Source organism: Micromonospora chersina (assembly GCF_900091475.1).
Classification (GTDB): domain Bacteria; phylum Actinomycetota; class Actinomycetes; order Mycobacteriales; family Micromonosporaceae; genus Micromonospora; species Micromonospora chersina.
The window spans coordinates 2,281,629-2,298,950 of record NZ_FMIB01000002.1 but is presented as its reverse complement, the minus strand read 5'-3'; the positions used below and the strand labels follow the sequence as shown (position 1 = coordinate 2,298,950).

The 17,322-nt window shown below is 73.3% G+C and carries 15 protein-coding genes; 7 read left to right on the top strand and 8 right to left on the bottom strand.

All coding sequences use genetic code 11. The annotated features are described in order from the left end of the window. Positions 1-2: 2 nt before the first annotated feature. From GA0070603_RS10420 to GA0070603_RS10400, 5 genes are all read right to left on the bottom strand, one after another. A complete protein-coding gene (locus GA0070603_RS10420) occupies positions 3-1,160 on the bottom strand; it encodes an ABC transporter ATP-binding protein (protein ID WP_091310922.1) in 1,158 nt (385 codons plus the stop codon). Beyond that, on the bottom strand, positions 1,160-2,032 hold the full coding sequence (locus GA0070603_RS10415; protein ID WP_208862853.1) for a carbohydrate ABC transporter permease: 873 nt from the start codon (positions 2,030-2,032) through the stop codon (positions 1,160-1,162). The genes GA0070603_RS10420 and GA0070603_RS10415 overlap by 1 nt, the downstream gene beginning before the upstream one ends. After that, a complete protein-coding gene (locus GA0070603_RS10410) occupies positions 2,029-2,946 on the bottom strand; it encodes a carbohydrate ABC transporter permease (RefSeq protein WP_208862852.1) in 918 nt (305 codons plus the stop codon). The genes GA0070603_RS10415 and GA0070603_RS10410 overlap by 4 nt, the downstream gene beginning before the upstream one ends. A 4-nt stretch (positions 2,947-2,950) precedes the next feature. Beyond that, on the bottom strand, positions 2,951-4,348 hold the full coding sequence (locus GA0070603_RS10405; protein WP_091310918.1) for an extracellular solute-binding protein: 1,398 nt from the start codon (positions 4,346-4,348) through the stop codon (positions 2,951-2,953). A gap of 154 nt (positions 4,349-4,502) precedes the next feature. Continuing rightward, a complete protein-coding gene (locus GA0070603_RS10400; protein WP_091310914.1) occupies positions 4,503-5,240 on the bottom strand; it encodes a GntR family transcriptional regulator in 738 nt (245 codons plus the stop codon). 187 nt (positions 5,241-5,427) lie between these two features. Here GA0070603_RS10400 and iolC point away from each other — a divergent pair, with 187 nt between their 5' ends. From iolC to iolD, 4 genes are read left to right on the top strand one after another with little or no spacing between them, the layout of a single operon-like run. Next, positions 5,428-6,411 (top strand): 5-dehydro-2-deoxygluconokinase, encoded by a 984-nt coding sequence (gene iolC / locus GA0070603_RS10395; RefSeq protein WP_091310910.1) that lies wholly within the window; start codon positions 5,428-5,430, stop codon positions 6,409-6,411. After that, positions 6,408-7,295 carry a Cgl0159 family (beta/alpha)8-fold protein gene (locus GA0070603_RS10390; RefSeq protein ID WP_091310905.1) on the top strand — a complete coding sequence of 296 codons (888 nt, stop codon included), beginning with the start codon at positions 6,408-6,410 and terminating at the stop codon, positions 7,293-7,295. Before iolC ends, GA0070603_RS10390 begins: the two co-directional genes overlap by 4 nt. Continuing rightward, positions 7,292-8,188: a 5-deoxy-glucuronate isomerase gene (gene iolB / locus GA0070603_RS10385; protein ID WP_091310900.1), complete on the top strand. Its 897-nt coding sequence runs from the start codon at positions 7,292-7,294 to the stop codon at positions 8,186-8,188. The genes GA0070603_RS10390 and iolB overlap by 4 nt, the downstream gene beginning before the upstream one ends. Further along, positions 8,188-10,032, top strand: coding sequence for a 3D-(3,5/4)-trihydroxycyclohexane-1,2-dione acylhydrolase (decyclizing) (iolD, locus tag GA0070603_RS10380; protein ID WP_091321768.1), 1,845 nt, complete (start codon positions 8,188-8,190; stop codon positions 10,030-10,032). Before iolB ends, iolD begins: the two co-directional genes overlap by 1 nt. Before the next feature lie 171 nt (positions 10,033-10,203). Here iolD and GA0070603_RS10370 read toward each other — a convergent pair whose 3' ends face one another. Beyond that, a complete protein-coding gene (locus tag GA0070603_RS10370; protein WP_091310896.1) occupies positions 10,204-10,644 on the bottom strand; it encodes an ATP-binding protein in 441 nt (146 codons plus the stop codon). Positions 10,645-11,193: 549 nt separating this feature from the next. Here GA0070603_RS10370 and GA0070603_RS10365 point away from each other — a divergent pair. Further along, positions 11,194-12,375, top strand: coding sequence for a S1 family peptidase (locus tag GA0070603_RS10365; protein WP_139131850.1), 1,182 nt, complete (start codon positions 11,194-11,196; stop codon positions 12,373-12,375). Between the two features lie 132 nt (positions 12,376-12,507). Beyond that, a complete protein-coding gene (locus GA0070603_RS10360; protein WP_244282478.1) occupies positions 12,508-14,160 on the top strand; it encodes a glycoside hydrolase family 10-like protein in 1,653 nt (550 codons plus the stop codon). Here GA0070603_RS10360 and GA0070603_RS10355 read toward each other — a convergent pair. Further along, the gene (locus tag GA0070603_RS10355; RefSeq protein WP_091321766.1) at positions 14,129-15,058 is read right to left on the bottom strand and encodes a DUF817 domain-containing protein; all 930 of its coding nucleotides are present in this window, start codon (positions 15,056-15,058) and stop codon (positions 14,129-14,131) included. The genes GA0070603_RS10360 and GA0070603_RS10355 overlap by 32 nt on opposite strands. A 10-nt stretch (positions 15,059-15,068) precedes the next feature. Next, on the bottom strand, positions 15,069-16,268 hold the full coding sequence (locus GA0070603_RS10350) for an MFS transporter (protein ID WP_091310888.1): 1,200 nt from the start codon (positions 16,266-16,268) through the stop codon (positions 15,069-15,071). Between the two features lie 161 nt (positions 16,269-16,429). Here GA0070603_RS10350 and GA0070603_RS10345 point away from each other — a divergent pair, with 161 nt between their 5' ends. After that, on the top strand, positions 16,430-17,317 hold the full coding sequence (locus GA0070603_RS10345; protein WP_091310884.1) for a redoxin family protein: 888 nt from the start codon (positions 16,430-16,432) through the stop codon (positions 17,315-17,317). Positions 17,318-17,322 lie beyond the last annotated feature (5 nt).

The following is a 17,322-nucleotide window of genomic DNA, read 5'->3' as shown; positions in this document are numbered from 1 at the left end:
GGTCAGCTCCGGACGGCGGCGCCGGCGCGGGGGGCCGGCACCTCGGCCGTGGCGGCGGCGGTCACCAGGGTCCCGTCCCGGTAGAGCAACGCCCGGCCGGGGCGGGGCACCACCCACCCGGTGTCGCCGGGTTCGGGCTCGGCGCCCTCGGCCACGACGACCTGCACGCTGGTCCGCTCCGTGCCGGAGCCGTCCGCGCCGGTGTCGTCGGCCGGTACGTCCAGCGAGACGAGGGAGACGCTGCCCAGGTTCTCCACGACGACGACCTCGCCGGTCAGCGCGCCCGTGACCGTGGTGGGCGAGTAGTCGAGGTATTCGGGGCGGATGCCGTACACCAGCCGCTCGCCGTCGGTGACCTGGCCGTGCGCGTCGTCGGGCAGCGGCAGCCGGGCCGAACCCACGGCCAGTTCGTCGCCGTGCACCCGCGCGTCGACGAGGTTCATCGGTGTGGAGCCGATGAAGCCGGCCACGAAGGTGTTGGCGGGGCGGCGGAACACCTCCGTGGGGGTCCCGACCTGGCGGATCCGGCCGCCCTCCATGACGGCGATCCGGTCGGCCAGGGCGAGCGCCTCGGCCTGGTCGTGGGTGACGAAGACGGTGGTGACGCCGAGTTCCCGCTGGAGGCGCTTGAGGAAGGTCCGGGCCTCCAGCCGCAGCCGCGCGTCCAGGTTGGACAGCGGCTCGTCGAGCAGGAACACCTGCGGGTGGCAGGCCATGGCCCGGGCCAGGGCGACGCGTTGCTGCTGACCGCCGGAGAGCTGCCCGGGCCGACGCTCCAGCAGCCCGGAGAGGCCGAGTTCCTCGGCGGTGTCGGCGGCCTTGCTGCCGCGGCTGCGCCGGTCGACCTTCTTGATCCGCAGCGGGTAGGCGATGTTGTCCCGCACGGTCATGTGCGGGAACAGGGCGTAGTCCTGGAAGACCATTGCCACGTCCCGCTTGCCCGGCGGCAGGTTGGTGACGTCGCGCTCGCCGATCCGCACGCTGCCACCGGAGGCGACCTCCAGCCCGGCGATGGTGCGCAGCAGGGTGGTCTTGCCGCAGCCGGACGGGCCGAGCAGGGCGAAGAACTCCCCGTCGGCGATCTCCAGGTCGAGGGCGTCCAGGGCGCGTACCCCGCCGGGGTAGACCTTGGTCAGCTCGCGCATGGTGATGGCGGACATCAGCGCTTGATCCCTCCGTGGAAGCGGAACCCGTACCGGCTGCTGACGAAGACGAACATGAGCGCCACCGGCAGCGAGTAGAGCAGCGAGAAGGTGGAGAGCAGCCGCAGGTCGGCCTGCCCGCCCTCGGTGTAGAGCGTGTACATGATCACGGCGGCGGGCGCCTTGTCCGGCCCGCGCAGCAGCAGGAACGGCACCAGGAAGTTGCCCCAGACGTTGGCCACCGCCCACACCCCGACGGTGGCCAGGCCGGGCCGGACCAGCGGCACCACGATGTGCCGCATGATCTGCAACGGGCTGGCGCCGAAGACCCGCGCCGACTCCTCGTAGGACGTCGGGGTAGAGTCCATGAAGTCCTTGAGGATGAAGATGGCCGCCGGCAGCAGGCCGCCGCTGAGGATCAGGATGACGCCGAGCCGGGAGTCGATCAGGTTCAGCCGGAAGGCCAGCTCGAACAGCGGCACCATGGTGGCGGTGCCGGTGACGATCGACGACAGCAGCAGCAGCCCGTAGAGCAGCGCGTCGCGGCCGGGCACCCGGACCCGGCTCAGCGCGTACGCGGCGAGCGCCGCGAAGATCACCACCAGCGCCGCGGTGCCGGCCGCCAGGTAGACCGAGTTGAGCAACGAGCTCAGCGCGTACGGGTTGTCGAGCAGGGCGCGGAAGTTGTCCAGGGTGAACCGCGGCAGCGAGGCCGTGACGGTCGGGGTGTCGTCGAACGGGGCGGTGGCCAGCCACAGCAGCGGCAGCGCGAAGAAGCCCAGCACGAGGCAGAGGAACGTGTAGCGGCCGATCTGGGCGAGCAGGTGCCGTACCGCGACGGTGGGCCCTGCGGACCCGGTGGTGGGCGCGGGTGCGGTGTCGGTGGTCACGCCGCCTCCTTCCGCCGGCCCAGCATGCGCAGGTAGACCAGCGCGATGACCAGGTTGATCAGCAGCATGATGAACGAGATGGCGGCGCCGAAGCCGAGTTCGCCGCCGGAGAGCGCCACCTTGTAGACGTAGACCGGCAGGATCTCCGAGCGCTGCTCGGGCCCGCCGGCGGTGATCAGGAACGGCGCGAAGTCGTTGAACGTCCAGAGGCTGATCAGCAGCAGGTTGGTCAGCACGTGCCCGCGGATGCGGGGGAAGACCACGTCGCGCAGTTGCTGCCAGGTCGAGGCGCCGGCCAGCCGGGCGGTCTCCAGGTGGGAGCGGGGGACGTTCTCCAGCGCGGCCGCGTAGAGCATCATCGAGAACGCGGTGCCGCGCCAGGTGTTGAAGACGATGATCGACAGCATCGGGTGGTCCAGCAGCCAGGCGGTCCCGGGGATGCCGAGCAGCGCGTTGAGCGTGCCGGCGTCCCGGTCGAGCAGGGCGATCCACAGGAAGGCGACCACCGAGCTGGGCAGGATCCAGGAGAGCAGGACGAACCCCTCGACCACCCGGCGCAGCGGGCCGCGCCGGTCGCGCAGCGCGAACGCGATGGCGAACCCGAGCCCGGCCTGGCCGATGACCGCCGAGCCGAGGACGAACTGGAGGGTCAGCAGCAGCGAGGTGCGGAACCGTTCGTCGCCGAGGGCCTGGGTGTAGTTGTCCAGGCCGACGACCTCGGGGTGGGCGGCGGCCAGGCCGGTCAGCCGGTAGTTGGTGACGCCCAGGTAGATCGTCCACGCGGCCGGGACCACGAGGAAGACCAGGATGAGCACCATGGCCGGGACGAGGAACCCGGTGGCCCGGGCCCGGCCGAGGCCGGCGGCGTCGGGGGCGGGGGAGGCGCCCGTGACCGGGCGCGCTCCCTCGACCACCTCGTCAGGAGGTGACGTTACCTGGACCACCGACGAACCCTTCGACCTTCTTCTGGTACGCGGCGGCCGCCTCGTCGGCGCTCTTGCCCGAGGCGGCCGCGGCGGTCGCCTCCTGGAGCGCCACGGACACCTGCGGGTACACCGCCAGCGGCGGCCGGTACGCGGTCAGCGGCAGCACCTTCTCGGTGACGAAGCTGAGCATCGGGTCGCCCGCGAGGACCTCCTTGTTGACGTCCTGCCGGGCGGTGATGCGCGCCTCACCGGCGAGTTCGGCCTTGACCGCCTCGGCGGAGTGCATGAACGACAGCAGTTCCCACGCCTGCGAGGGGAACTTGGAGTTGGGGTTGAGCACCCGGACGCCGCCACCGGACATGCTGACGAAGTCCTGGCCGCGGATGCCCGCGCCGGGCTGCTTGGCGGGGATCATGGCGTACCCGACCGTGGTGTCCCGGTCGGCCATCTTGGCGATGCCGCTCTTCGGGTTGATGACGCTGCGCCAGAAGTAGTCGCCCTCGGCCAGGATGCCGATCTTGCCGGCGGCGAACTCCGCGAACGACTTGTCGCGCCCCTTGGCCTCCTGCTGGAGCTTCGGGTCGCCCAGGCCGCCGCCGTAGACCTTGGTGTAGAAGTCGAGCATGTCCTTGACCGGCTGGGTGGCGCCGGCCCACTTGCCGTCCTTGTAGATCTCGCCGCCCGCGCCGACCAGCAGCGGCAGCGCGCCCTGCATGGAGGTGGCCTCGCCCATCGCGGTGCCGGCGTTGATCTGGATCGGAGTCACCCCGGGCAGCGCCTTGAGCTTGGCGCCGGCGTCGAGGATCTCCTGCCAGCTCTTCGGCTGCCAGTCGGCCGGCAGGCCGGCCTGGGCGAAGAGCTTCTTGTTGTAGTAGAGGACCCGGCCGTCGGTGCCGAGCGGGATGCCGTAGCGCTTGTCCTCGAACGAGCCGAGGCCCTGCACGGTCTCCGGGATCTGGGACCAGCCCTCCCAGGAGTCGGCCTGCTTCCCGGCCACCTCGGACAGCGGCTTGAGGTAACCGGCCTGGACGAACTCGCCGACCCAGATGCCGTCCACGGCGATCACGTCGGCGCCGCCCTTGGAGCGCAGGTCCAGGGCCAGCTTGGTCTTGTACTGCTCGTCGTCGACGCCGCTGGGCACGAACGTCACCTTGGCGGTGACGCCCTTGGCCTTCTGCGCCTCGACGAACTTGGGGATGACCCACTTCTCGATCCACTCGGCGCCGGCGGAGTTCTTGCCGCCGACGATGGAGTTCGCGGAGATGGTGAGGGTGATGTTCTTGGCGTCCTTACCGGCGGGCTCGTCGGAGCCGCCGCAGGCCGTGGCGGCGAGGGCGACGGCGGTGAGCGCGGCGAGCGCGCCCGTCGCGCGTCTCGGCTTGGCTGACATGGGCTGTTTCCCTTCGCAAGGAGTGACTTCGAAGAGACTCGCGGGGTCGCCCCACCGGCCGCACGTCCGCCGCCGGCGGTGCTTGCGGCCACAATGTCATGACAGCTTGACGACGTAAATACCTGTCACTGAAATGAGCGCGAAACATCCACCGTCACCGCTCGGCGACGGTCACCTCGAGGGAGTAGCGGCTGGCCCGGTAGATGTGCGCGCCGTGCTCGACGTAGCGGCCCTGGTCGTCGTACGCGGTGCGGGTCATGGTGAGCAGCGGCGCGCCGCGCCGCTCGCCGAGCATCTGCGCCTCGGCGGCGGTGGCGGCCCGCGCCCCGATCCGCTGGTGGGCGCCGCGGATCCGTCGCCCGCCGGCGCGCAGGATCGCGTAGAGGCCGTCGGACTGGAGGGCCGCCATGGTGAGCCGTGGCAGGTCGACCGGGAGCCAGTTCTCCATGAGCGCGAGGGGCTCCCCGTCGGAGAAGCGCAGCCGGCGCAGGTGCTGCACCTCGCCGCCGGGCGGCAGGCCGAGCGCCTCGGCGACCGCCGGCGGGCAGGCCACCGTCGCCAGTTCCAGCACCGACGTGGACGGCCGCTGGCCGGCGCGGACCAGGTCGTCGTGCAGGCTGGTCAGCTCGACGGCGCGGCGCACCTCACCCCGGACCACCTGGGTGCCCACGCCGCGCCGGCGCACGATCAGTCCCTTGTCGACCAGGTGCTGGATCGCCTGGCGCACGGTGGGCCGGGACAACCCGAGCCGGTCGGCCAGTTGCAACTCGCTGTCCAGGCGGTCACCCGGGGCCAGGTCACCACGCTGGATCGCCGCGGCGAACTGCTCCGCGACCTGGAAGTAGAGCGGGACCGGGCTGCTGCGGTCGACCGCGATCTCGGGGCCGGTCACGGAAACCTCCTCGCTGCGGCTGCGGGGATCGGGCGTGCTGACGGGCGTCACTGTACCGAAGCGATCACCCAGCGCAGAGGGTAGATGTCATGACAACACATTGACACAACTCATGAAGCACTGTTACCAATCAGGGACGGGATCGAGCCGGCGGAACGCCGACGCCGGCCGGGACGGAGGGCGCCCCATGCTCGATGTGCTCACCATCGGCCGGGTCGGGGTGGACATCTATCCGTTGCAGGTCGCCACGCCGCTGGCCGAGGTCGAGACGTTCGGCAGGTTCCTCGGCGGCAGCCCCACGAACGTGGCGGTCGCGGCCAGCCGCCAGGGACTGCGCGCCGGCGTTATCACCCGCACCGGCGCCGACGCGTTCGCCGACTACGTGCACCGCGCCCTGCGCGAGTTCGGAGTGGACGACAGCCACGTCCGCCCGGTCGACGGGCTGCTCACTCCGATCACCTTCTGCGAGATCTTCCCGCCGGACCACTTCCCGCTGTGGTTCTACCGCACCCCCACCGCCCCGGACCTCCAGATCCGCCCCGACGAACTGGACCTCGACGCGATCGTCGCGGCCCGCGTCTTCTGGCTCACCGGCACCGGCCTGTGCCAGCAACCCAGCCGCGACGCGCACACGGCCGCGCTCGCCGCGCGGGCCGGTCGCCCGCACACCGTGCTGGACCTGGACTACCGGCCGATGTTCTGGCCCGACCCGGCGGACGCGACCGCGGCCGTCGCCGAGGCGCTGCCCCGGGTCACCGTCGCCGTCGGCAACCTCGACGAGGTGGAGATCGCCGTCGGCACCCGCGACCCGGACCGGGCCGCCGACCTGCTGCTCGAACGCGGGCCCCGGCTCGCCGTGGTCAAGCTCGGGCCGGCGGGCGTGCTCGCCCGCACCGCCGAGCGGAGCGTACGGGTGCCGCCCGTGCCGGTCGACGTGGTCAACGGGCTCGGCGCCGGCGACGCGTTCGGCGGCGCGCTCTGCCTCGGGCTGCTGCGCGGCTGGCCGCTGGAGCGGACCCTGCGCTTCGCCAACGCCGCCGGCGCGATCGTGGCCTCCCGCCTGGCCTGCTCCGCCGCCATGCCCGACTACGCCGAGACCGAGGCGCTGGCCGGGGACGCCGCGCCGGGGCCGGCGCCGTCGACCGCCGTCCTGACAGGAGAAGACCGGTGAGCACCGAGTACGAGGCGCTGACCCGCACCCGCGCGCACCGGCCGCAGGCGATCGCCGAAGCCGCCGCCCGCCGTACCCGCCGGCCCTGGCCCGAACCCGGCCGGCCGCTGTTCGTCATCGCCGCCGACCACCCGGCCCGCGGCGCCCTCGGGGTGCGGGACCGGCCGATGGCCATGGCCGGGCGGGCCGACCTGCTCGACCGGCTGCGGGTGGCGCTGTCCCGGCCCGGCGTCGACGGCGTGCTCGGCACCCCGGACATCCTGGAGGACCTGCTGCTGCTCGGCGCGCTGGAGAACCGCCTGGCCATCGGCTCGATGAACCGCGGCGGCCTCTCCGGCGCCACCTTCGAACTCGACGACCGGTTCACCGCCTACGACGCCGACAGCATCGCCGCCATGCGCTACGACGGCGGCAAGATGCTCTGCCGGATCGACCCGGACGACCCGGGCACCGCCTCCACCCTCCAGGCCTGCGCCCAGGCGGTCACCGCCCTCGCCGCGCACCGCACCGTGGCTCTGGTCGAGCCGCTCTGGGTGGCCCGCGACGGCCGCCGGGTCAGCGCCGACCTGCGCCCCGAGGCGGTCATCCGCGGCGTGAGCGTCGGGCAGGCGCTCGGCGCGACAAGCGCGTACACCTGGTTGAAGCTGCCGGCCGTCGACGAGATGGAGCAGGTCATGGCCGCGACCACGCTGCCGGTCCTGCTGCTCGGTGGCGACCCGGTGGAGGCGCCCGACGTGGTCTACGCCCGGTGGGCGCGGGCGCTGCGGCTGCCCGGCGTGCGGGGCCTGGTGGTCGGTCGGGCGCTGCTCTACCCGCCCGACGACGACGTGGCCGCCGCCGTCGACCTGGCCGGCTCGCTGCTGCCCACCGGGCAGGACGCGTGAGGACCGTCGACGCCCTCCTGCCCTGGGGCGGCACGGCCCGCGGGCCGTGGTCGCTGGAGGTCACGCCCGAGCGGGCCGGCTGGACCTACGCCGGCCTGCGGGTGCTCACCCTGCCCGACGGCGGTGAGGTCAGCTTCGCCACCGGCGACGAGGAGATGCTGGTCCTGCCGCTGGCCGGCGCCGCCACCGTCCACTGCGACGGGCTGCGGCTCGCGCTGGCCGGGCGCGAGTCGGTGTTCGCCGCGGTCACCGACTTCGCCTACCTGCCCCGGGACGCCGACGTGACGATCCGCGGCGCGGGACGCTTCGCGCTGCCGTCTGCGCGGGCCACCCGCCGGCTGTCGCCCCGCTACGGCGCGGCCCGGGACGTGCCGGTGGAACTGCGCGGCGCGGGGCCGGCCAGCCGGCAGGTCAACAACTTCTGCGCACCCGACGCCTTCGACTGCGACCGGCTCGTCGCCGTGGAGGTGGTCACGCCCGGCGGGAACTGGTCGTCGTACCCGCCGCACAAGCACGAGCAGGCCCGCACGTACGACGACGGGCGGGTGGAGGCCGCGCTGGAGGAGGTCTACTACTTCGAGGTGGCCGGCGGTGAGCCCGGCGCGGGTCCGGTCGGCTACCAGCGGGTCTACGGCACCGCTGAGCGGCCGATCGACGTGCTCGCCGAGGTGCGCACCGGCGACGTGGTGCTCGTCCCGTACGGCTACCACGGGCCGTCGATGGCCGCCCCCGGCTACGACCTGTACTACCTGAACGTGCTGGCCGGGCCCGGCGCCACCCGGACCATGGCCTGTGTGGACGACCCCCGGCACGGCTGGATCCGGGGCAGCTGGGCCGGCCAGCCGGTGGACCCGCGGCTGCCGCTGACCCGGCCCGTACGGAAAGAGGCGTGATGCCCAGGTTGACGGTGGCCCAGGCGCTGGTGACGTTCCTGTCCCGGCAGTTCTCCGAACGCGACGGGCGGCGGCAACGACTCATCCCCGCCTGCTTCGGCATCTTCGGCCACGGCAACGTCGCCGGGCTCGGCGAGGCCCTGGCGGGCGCCGGCGCCGACCTGCCGTACCACCTCTGCCGCACCGAGCAGGGCATGGTGCACACGGCGGCCGCGTACGCCCGCATGACCGACCGGCTCAGCACCCTGGCCTGCACCACCTCGATCGGCCCCGGCGCGACGAACCTGGTCACCGGCGCCGCCGGTGCCACCATCAACCGGCTGCCGGTGCTGCTGCTGCCCGGCGACATCTTCGCCACCCGGGTGGCCAACCCGGTGCTCCAGGAACTGGAGGACCCCCGCTCCTACGACGTCAGCGTCACCGACGCCCTGCGGCCGGTCTCCCGCTACTGGGACCGGATCAACCGCCCGGAACAGCTGCCGGCCGCGCTGCTGGCCGCCATGCGGGTGCTCACCGACCCGGCCGAGACCGGCGCGGTCACCCTCGCGCTGCCGCAGGACGTGCAGGCCGAGGCGTGCGACTGGCCCGACGAGCTGTTCGCCGAACGGGTCTGGCACGTGCCGCGCCCCCGCGCCGACGAGGCGGCGTTGGCCCGGGCGGCCGCGATCGTGCGGACGGCCCGCCGGCCGCTCGTGGTGGCCGGCGGCGGGGTGATCTACAGCGGGGCCACCGGGGCGCTGCGCCGGTTCGCCGAGGAGCACGGGGTGCCGGTGGCCGAATCCCAGGCCGGCACCGGCGCGCTGCCGCACGACCACCCGCTCGCGCTCGGCGCGGTCGGCGTCACCGGCACCACCGCGGCCAACGAGATCGCGGCCGGGGCGGACGTGGTGATCGGGGTGGGCACCCGCTACAGCGACTTCACCACCGCCTCCGGCACCCTCTTCGGCGACGGGGCGCGCTTCGTGAACCTCAACGTCACAGGCTTCGACGCGGCGAAACTGTCCGGCACGCAGGTCGTCGGCGACGCGCGGGAGAGCCTCGCCGCCCTCGACGCGGCCTGCGCCGGCTGGGCCACCGGAACCGCGTACCGGGAGTCGGTGGCCCGGCTGCGCGAGAGGTGGACGGCCGTCGCGGACGCCGCCCGGCACGCCGACCCGGACGCGCCCCCCACCCAGACCGCGGTGATCGGCGCGGTCAACGACGCCGCCGGCGCCCAGGGCGTGGTGGTGTGCGCCGCCGGGTCCATGCCGGGTGACCTGCACCGGCTGTGGCGCAGCCGCGACCCCAAGAGCTACCACGTGGAGTACGGCTACTCCTGCATGGGCTACGAGATCGCCGGCGGGATCGGGGTGAAGCTGGCCGCGCCCGAGCGCGAGGTGTTCGTGCTGGTCGGCGACGGGTCCTACCTGATGCTGCCGAGCGAACTGGCCACCGCTGTCGCCGAGGGCGTCAAGCTGGTCGTGGTGCTTGTCGACAACTCCGGCTTCGCCTCCATCGGCCGGCTGTCGGAGAGCGTCGGCGCGCACCGGCTCGGCACCGCCTACACCGACCGGGCCGGGGCGCCCCTGCCCGTGGACCTCGGCGCCAACGCGGCCAGCCTCGGCGCCGACCTGATCCGGGTGTCGACCATGGCACAGCTACGGGCGGCGCTGGCGACGGCGACGGCGGCCACCCGGACCACCGTGGTGCACGTGCGGACCGACCGGTTCCAGGCCGGCCCGGACGCGGGCGCGTGGTGGGACGTACCGGTCGCCGAGGTCGCCGGCACCGCCGAGGGGCGGGCCGCCCGGGCCGCGTACGAGACGGGGCGCAAGAGCCGGCACACCCACCTGCGCCCCGCCTGACCGGCGGCCGACCGCATCCGTGACGAGTCGGGTTGCGTCCTGCGGTACGAGCGAACCTTCATGCGTCCGCTTCTGCCGACCGATTGAGCGCGCACTTTCGCGCCGGGAGCCCTGAGCCGGGGGAGGCCGGGCCGGCGGGCTGACCGCGGCTGACGGTGGGGGAGCGCGCCGTCAGGGCAGCGCGATGGTGACCGTGGCGGTCAGGCCGTCGGGACGGCGGCGCAGGACGAGTGAGTCGGCCAGGTGGTCCGCCAGCCAGAGGCCCCGGCCGCCGGCCTCGGTCCCGCCGGCCCGCTGGATCGACGGCGGGTCGGCGCCCGGGCCGTGGTCGACGACGTCGCAGCGCAGTGCGTCGCCCTGTCGCCGGAGGTGCAGGTGGCCCGCGCCGCCGCCGTGGCGTACCGCGTTGGTGGCGAGTTCGTGGATGGCCAGGACGAAGCCCTCGGCCGGTTCGCCGGTCAGCCCCGCCGCCTCGACGCGGGCGGCGACGGCGTGCCGCAGCTCGGTGATGGTGGCCGCGGTGAACCGCCGGGACAGCAGCGACGGCCACTCCTGTCGCGTGTACCCGGCCCCCGTCGAGCTGATCTCGGCCGGCGGTTCGGCCCCGCCCATGGATAAAGAGGCTACCTGCGTTCCTGATTTCCGCGGCGGGCGGTGTCGGGGGGCGCGGGCCTGCCGCGGGCCGTCGGCGGCCCCGGCGGTCTCCGCGGCACGACCGGCCGCCGCTCCGGACCGACCCGGATGTCGGCCATACGACACGGCGCGGCCGGCAATCGCGGCAGTCGGGAAGGCGTGGCAGGTCTTCTTTGTGGCGAGGTCGCGGAAACTGCGAGGCGGCACGCCGGGAAATGCGAAAGGACGTTCGATCGTCTGCAATTTCCCGACAGTGGAACGGAATCGCGGAAAGCGTTCACTGTAAAGCGTATTGCCTGGTCAGGACCGGGTCGAACCGGCAATGGTCGCACAGCGGCACCCGTTCGGTAAATGGCTGAGTCCGTTTGGCAGCAGGAGCCTGGTGAACGAAATTCACCGCCGCAGAATTCGAATTCGACCGGGGAAACTGTCGCCCCGGCGGCTCTCACTCTCAGGAGGTACATCCCCATGAGTCGAATGACACCGGGCGGACGCGGGGGCACGGTCATGCGCCGTACCCTTTTCGCGTTGGCCGCCGCGATCGTCGCCACCGGCGCGGTCGGCACCCCGGCGGTGGCCGACGAAAAACCCGTCACGCCGTCGACCCAGCCGGCCGAGGCCGTGCCGGGCGGGTTCGCCAGCTGGCGCGAGCTGTTCTCGGTCCAGGACCGGCTCAACGCGGCCGCCGGCGAGATCACGGCCGCCCGCGGCGCGGGCTTCGCCGGCGTGGTCGCCGCGCCGGAGGCCCGCAGGCTCACCGTCTACTGGAAGGGGCGGGTCCCCGGGTCGATGCGCGACCTGGCCCGGCAGCTCTCCGTGCCGGTGACGTTCAAGCCGGCCCGCTTCCACCAGCGCGAGATGGTCGCCGAGGCGCAGCGGCTCGCCGCCGACCCCCGGGCCGTCTCGGTGGCCGCCAAGGTCGACGGCAGCGGGCTCGCGGTGACCGTCACCGGCAAGGCCCTGGCGTCGGGCAAGCGGGACGTCCTGGGCACCGCGCGGCTGCCGCTCGACGTGAGCACCGCGTCGAGCCCGACGCTGCTCGACCGCCAGAACGACTTCGCCCCGTACTGGGGTGGGGCGCGCTACTACGCCGGCGGCGGGTGCACCACCGGCTTCGGGGTGTACTGGAACGACGCCCGCCAGATCCTCAGCGCCGGGCACTGCGGGGCGAACGGCCAGGTCGCCTACGACGGCGGCGGCCCCACCAACACCATGGGCCCGATCATCAACGACAACAACCCGCGGGACACCCTGATGATCCGGGTCTCGGCCGGCGGCCGGATCTACACCGGGGCCTACAACTCCGCCACCAGCATCGGGGTGGGCGGCGCCGCCTCGGACTACGTCGGCAACTACGTCTGCACCGGCGGGTCCTCCAGCGGTGAGCACTGCAGCCTGCGGGTCAGCGTCGTGAACCAGTTCGTCAACGTCGGCTACGTGATCGGACCGGTGACGCAGGCCAACCACATCGTCGCCGGGAGCTGCGCGGCCGCGCCGGGCGACAGCGGCGGGCCGGTGTACTCGTACCGTTCGGACGGGCGGGTCGACGCCCGCGGCACCGTCTCCGCCGGGGTGACCGGCACGGCGGTCTGCCCCGGCGTGAGCCCCAACGGGTCCAGCACCGTCTGGTACGCCCCGCTCCTGCGACCGGTCGGTGACGCGCAGATCGGGTCCCTGACCTACTACGGGGCCTCGCTCATCCAGGGCTGACGCCACCGCGGCTCCGAGCAGCGTGGGCCGGTCCGACACGGGACCGGCCCACGCCGCCGTCCGGTGTGGGCTGACCGTGGCGAAGCGGTTCCGGCCGGGTCACGCGGCGGGGGGCGCTGGCAGACTGGGGCGATGCCCCCCGCCCACGCGTCCGCCCCGCCCGTTCCCCGCCGCCGCACCCGGGCGCTCGTCGCGGTGGTCGTCGCGCTCGCGATGGCCGCCGCGCTCGGCGCCTGGTCGCTGCGGGACCGGGTCGTCATCGACGGCGGTACGCCGTCCTCGGGCGGCACCGCCCCGGCCGCCGACGCGGCGGCCGGTGGCACGGACTGCGCCGGCCGGCCGGCCCGGGCGACCCGCGAGTTGCGCGGCATGTGGATCACGACGGTGAACAACATCGACTGGCCGAGCCGCCGCGGGCTGCCGGCCGAGGCGGCGAAGGCCGAGTTCCGGGGCTGGCTGGACCTGGCGGTGCGGCGCCGCCACAACGCGGTCTTCGTGCACGTCCGGCCGAGCGGCGACGCCCTCTGGCCGTCGAACTACGCGCCCTGGTCGGAGTGGCTGACCGGCAGCCGCGACGGCCGTGACCCGGGCTGGGACCCGATGGAGTTCATGGTCGCCGAGGCGCACGCCCGCAACCTGGAGTTCCACGCCTGGTTCAACCCGTACCGGGGCGGCCAACCGGCCACCGTGGGCGGGCCGGGACCGCGCGTCGACCAGCTCGCGCCGAACCACCCGCTGCGGCAACATCCCGACTGGTTGGTGACCTATCCCAGCGCCGACCGCCCCGGCAGCCGCCTCTACTTCAACCCCGGCATCCCGGAGGCACGCCGGTTCGTCGAGGACGCCATGCTGGAGGCGGTCCAGCGGTACGACGTCGACGGCGTCCACTTCGACGACTTCTTCTACCCGTACCCGGAGGCCGGACAGGACTTCCCGGACGGCGCCGCGTTCGCCCGCCACGGCCGGGGGTTCACCGACAAGCACGCCTGGCGCCGGGACAACGTGAACACCCTGGTCCGCGAGATGAGCGAGCGGATCAAGGCGATCAAGCCGTGGGTGAAGTTCGGCATCAGCCCGTTCGGCATCTGGCGCAACAAGCGCACCGATCCCGCCGGCTCGGCCAGCGCGGGCCTGCAGAGCTACGACGACATCTACGCCGACACCCGGCTCTGGGTACGGCAGCAGTGGCTGGACTACGTCGTGCCGCAGCTCTACTGGCACATCGGATTCGGGAAGGCCGACTACGCCAAGCTGCTGCCCTGGTGGGCGGCCACGGTGCGCGGCACCCGGGTGCAGCTCTACATCGGCCAGGCCGACTACCGGGTGGGGGAGCGCGGAGCCTGGCGCGACCCGGCCGAGCTGGACCGCCAGCTCGCCCTCAACCGGCGCCACGGGGTCAGCGGGAGCGTCCACTTCAGCGCCCGGCAGGTGCGCGCCGACAAGCTCGGTGCGGTCAGCCGGTACAGCGACGCGCACTACGCCGCGCCCGCGCTGCCGCCCACGATGGCGCAGCTCCCGGCGGCCCCGCCACCGGCGCCCGCGATCACCGGGGCGCGTAGGGACACCGGCGGGGTGACGGTCACCTGGCGCGGCGACGACGCCGTGAGCTTCGCCGTCTACCGGGTGGATGGCGACGCGGCCCGGCTCGTCGGCACCACCCGTGGTGGCGACTGGGTGGACCGCGCCGCCCCGGCCGGCGGGCCGCTCACCTACTGCGTCGCCGGCCTGGACCGCAGCGCGAACGAGGGCCGGCTCAGCGCACCGGTGTCCGTCGCCGCCGGGTAGCGGCGTCCGGACGCAGGGTGGGCGGCTGTTCGTCGTCGGGCGGCTGGGGCGGCGAGATCCAGGTGACCAGCACCACCGAGATGATCATGAGGAGGAACCAGGAGGCGAGCTTCGCCGGCGAGACCAGGTGCCAGCCGCCCAGCTGGCTGGGGTAGAGCCAGGCGTTCGACCAGGTGGCGATGTTCTCGGCGAGCCAGATGAAGAAGGCGACGAGGAGGAAGGCCAGCAGCAGCGGCATGCGCCACCGGAGCCGGAAGATGCGGAACTGCATGACGCAGCGCCCGAACACGAGCCCCACGGCGGCGATGAGCAGCCACCGCATGTCGTACACGTAGTGGTTGGTGAAGAAGTTGGCGTAGATCGCGGCGGCCAGCACGGCCGTCAGCCAGCGCCTCGGGTAGCGGGTGAAACGCAGGTCGAACAGCCGGTTCACCCGGACCAGGTAGGAGCCCACCGCGGCGTACATGAAGCCGCTGAACAGCGGCACCGCACCGATCCTCAGCAGGCCGTCGGAGGCGTAGGACCAGGAGCCGACCTGTGTCTTGAACAACTCCATGGCCGTGCCGACGAGGTGGAACAGCACCACCACCCGCAGTTCGCGCAGGGTCTCCAGGCGCCCGGCCACCATGGCGATCTGGATGGCGACCGCGGCGAGCGTCAGGACGTCGTTGCGGGCGAACGCCGAACCCGTCGGATACCAGAGATGCGCCGCGAAGATGACCGCCAGCATCGCCCCGCCGAAGACGCACGCCCACGCCTGTTTCAGCCCGAACACCGCGAACTCGGTCAGCCAGCCGGCCGGCCCGTGCCGGGGCAGCCGGGCGAGGACCGCGCGGAAGCGGGCGTCGATGGCGCGTTCGGCCGTGGTCAGGGCGGCTGGTCCGGGCGGGTTGTGCATCATCTGGACGCTATCGCGGGCTCGCCCGGGTAGGCCGCGCCGTCCCCCGCAGCCCGAGCAGCGCGACCGCGGCGAGCACGATGACGGCGACGGCGTACTCCTCGGCGGTCCGGCGGAGGCCGCCGCCGTGCACCACGAGGAAGCCCGCGATGACGGTGGGCAGGCCGAAGCCGACGTAGGAGACGATGTAGAGCAGGGAGAGCACGCTGGCCCGCTCGTGCGCCTCGACCAGTGGCGTGACGGTCTTGAGGCTCCCCTGGAAGCCGCCGCCGAAGCCGACGCCGCCGAACGCGAGGCCGACGAAGAAGCCGGCGATGGAGTCGGCAGAGACCGACACCAGCGTGATGATCATGCCGATCACGAGCGCGGTGATGCCGGTGAGCATGACGGTCCGCGCGGGCCGGTCGCGCAGCACGAGGATGGCGGCGGACCCGAAGACGGCGAAGATGAAGATGCTCAGGCCCCCGGCCACGATCGAGGAGTTCATGAGGGCGCGGACGAGCGCCGGGCCGAGCGCGCCGAAGAACCCGGCCAGGGCCCAGACGGCGAAGACGACCGGGGCGACCACGAGCATCGGGCCGCGTACGGCGCGGGGCAGCCGGATCTCGGGCCGCAGGCTCCGCAGCGCCCCCGCCATCGGCGTGACAGTCTCCGCCATGAGCACGACCCCGACACCCTGCACCAGCAGGACGACGAGCAGGACGAGGTACACCAACCGCGTCGGCGCGGGCAGGTACTGGACGAGCAGCGCGGAGAGCAGGGCGCCGACCCCGGTGCCGATGCCCGGGGAGATCGAGTTGGCGAGCGTGCCGCGGGACCTGTCGATGTCGAGCATGGCGGCGGCCGCCGCGCCCGTGGCGGCGCCCGCCGCGACGCCCTGCACGACGCGGGCGGCCAGCAGCGTGGGCACGCCACCGGCGAGGACGAAGATGACCAGCGAGATCATCTGGACCGCGATGGCGGCGAGCAGGACCGGCCGCCGGCCGACATGGTCGGAGAGCTTGCCGACCGTGAGCAGGGTGGCCAGCACCGCGGCGGAGTAGACGGCGAACACCACGGTGGTGGTGATCGGCGAGAAGTGCCAGCGCGCCTGGTAGATCCCGTAGAGGGGGCTGGGCGCGGTGGAGGCGGCGACGAAGGACACGATGATCGAGGCGAGCAGGAGCAGGGCGACGTTCGGCGTGAGGCGCCGCGACGGGACGTTGCTCATCAGACCTGCTCCTCGGTGAGCGCGCGGGACGACCCGGCCGCCCTCCGGTCGACCGGCGCAGCGGAGTACCCCGTCCGGCCCGAGGCACGCGGCACGGCCCCGGCGGCGTGAAGTCGCCGTTCCGCCTCGCCCCGCCCCGGCGCGCGGCTAGCCTCCTTGGCATGGCGCGGCAGATCCCCCCGATCGACGTCCAGCGGTGGGTGAACTCGCCCCCGCTGACCCCCGACGCCCTGCACGGCAGGGTGGTCCTGGTGGACATCTGGGAGTACACCTGCGTCAACTGGATCCGCACCGCGCCCTACGTCAAGGCGTGGCACCGGGACTACGCCGACCTCGGCCTCACCGTCGTCGGGGTGCACGCGCCCGAGTTCGAGTTCGGCCGGCACGCCGAGAACATCGACCGGGCGATCCGTGACCACGGGCTCACCTATCCCATCGCGCTCGACAACGACTTCACCTTCTGGCGGGCCCTCGGCAACGACGCCTGGCCGGCGAAGTACCTCTTCGACGCGGACGGGCGGTTCGTGGAGCGGTGGGTCGGGGAGGGCGACTACGAGCGGGTCGAGTCGGAGATCCGGCGGCTGCTGGAGATGCGGGCGCCGGGCACCCGGCTGCCGCCGGTCAGCCCCGAGGTGTCGGCGTTCGCCACCACGGGGGAGCCCAGCTACGTCGGCATCACGCCGGAGACCTACCTCGGCGCCGACCGGGGGGTGCCGGGCTCCTTCAGCGTGGCCGGCGACTGGGTCAGCGGCGGCGAGTACGTGGAGCTGAACTCCGGCATCGGCGAGCTGGCGCTGCCCTTCAACGCCGGCGAGGTGAACCTGGTGGTCCATCCGGGACCCGCCGGGCAGGCCGCGCTCCGGGTGCTGCTCGACGGGGAGCCGATCGGCGCGGAGCGGGGCGCCGCGGTGGGCCCGGACTCGGTGGCGCCTGTCGACCGGGCCGCCATGATCCGGCTGGTCGCCGGCGCGTCCCGCGACGACCACCTGCTCACCCTGGTCACCGACCAGCCCGGCTTCCGCGCGTACGTCTTCACGTTCGGGCCGTGACGGGG

Coding starts and splice junctions, on each gene's coding strand:
- iolD (WP_091321768.1), top strand. CDS start 8,188: ATGCCCAGGTTGACGGTGGCCCAGGCGCTGGTGACGTTCCTGTCCCGG.
- GA0070603_RS10355 (WP_091321766.1), bottom strand. CDS start 15,058: ATGCACAACCCGCCCGGACCAGCCGCCCTGACCACGGCCGAACGCGCC.
- GA0070603_RS10360 (WP_244282478.1), top strand. CDS start 12,508: ATGCCCCCCGCCCACGCGTCCGCCCCGCCCGTTCCCCGCCGCCGCACC.
- GA0070603_RS10405 (WP_091310918.1), bottom strand. CDS start 4,348: ATGTCAGCCAAGCCGAGACGCGCGACGGGCGCGCTCGCCGCGCTCACC.
- GA0070603_RS10350 (WP_091310888.1), bottom strand. CDS start 16,268: ATGAGCAACGTCCCGTCGCGGCGCCTCACGCCGAACGTCGCCCTGCTC.
- GA0070603_RS10420 (WP_091310922.1), bottom strand. CDS start 1,160: ATGTCCGCCATCACCATGCGCGAGCTGACCAAGGTCTACCCCGGCGGG.
- iolC (WP_091310910.1), top strand. CDS start 5,428: ATGCTCGATGTGCTCACCATCGGCCGGGTCGGGGTGGACATCTATCCG.
- GA0070603_RS10345 (WP_091310884.1), top strand. CDS start 16,430: ATGGCGCGGCAGATCCCCCCGATCGACGTCCAGCGGTGGGTGAACTCG.
- GA0070603_RS10370 (WP_091310896.1), bottom strand. CDS start 10,644: ATGGGCGGGGCCGAACCGCCGGCCGAGATCAGCTCGACGGGGGCCGGG.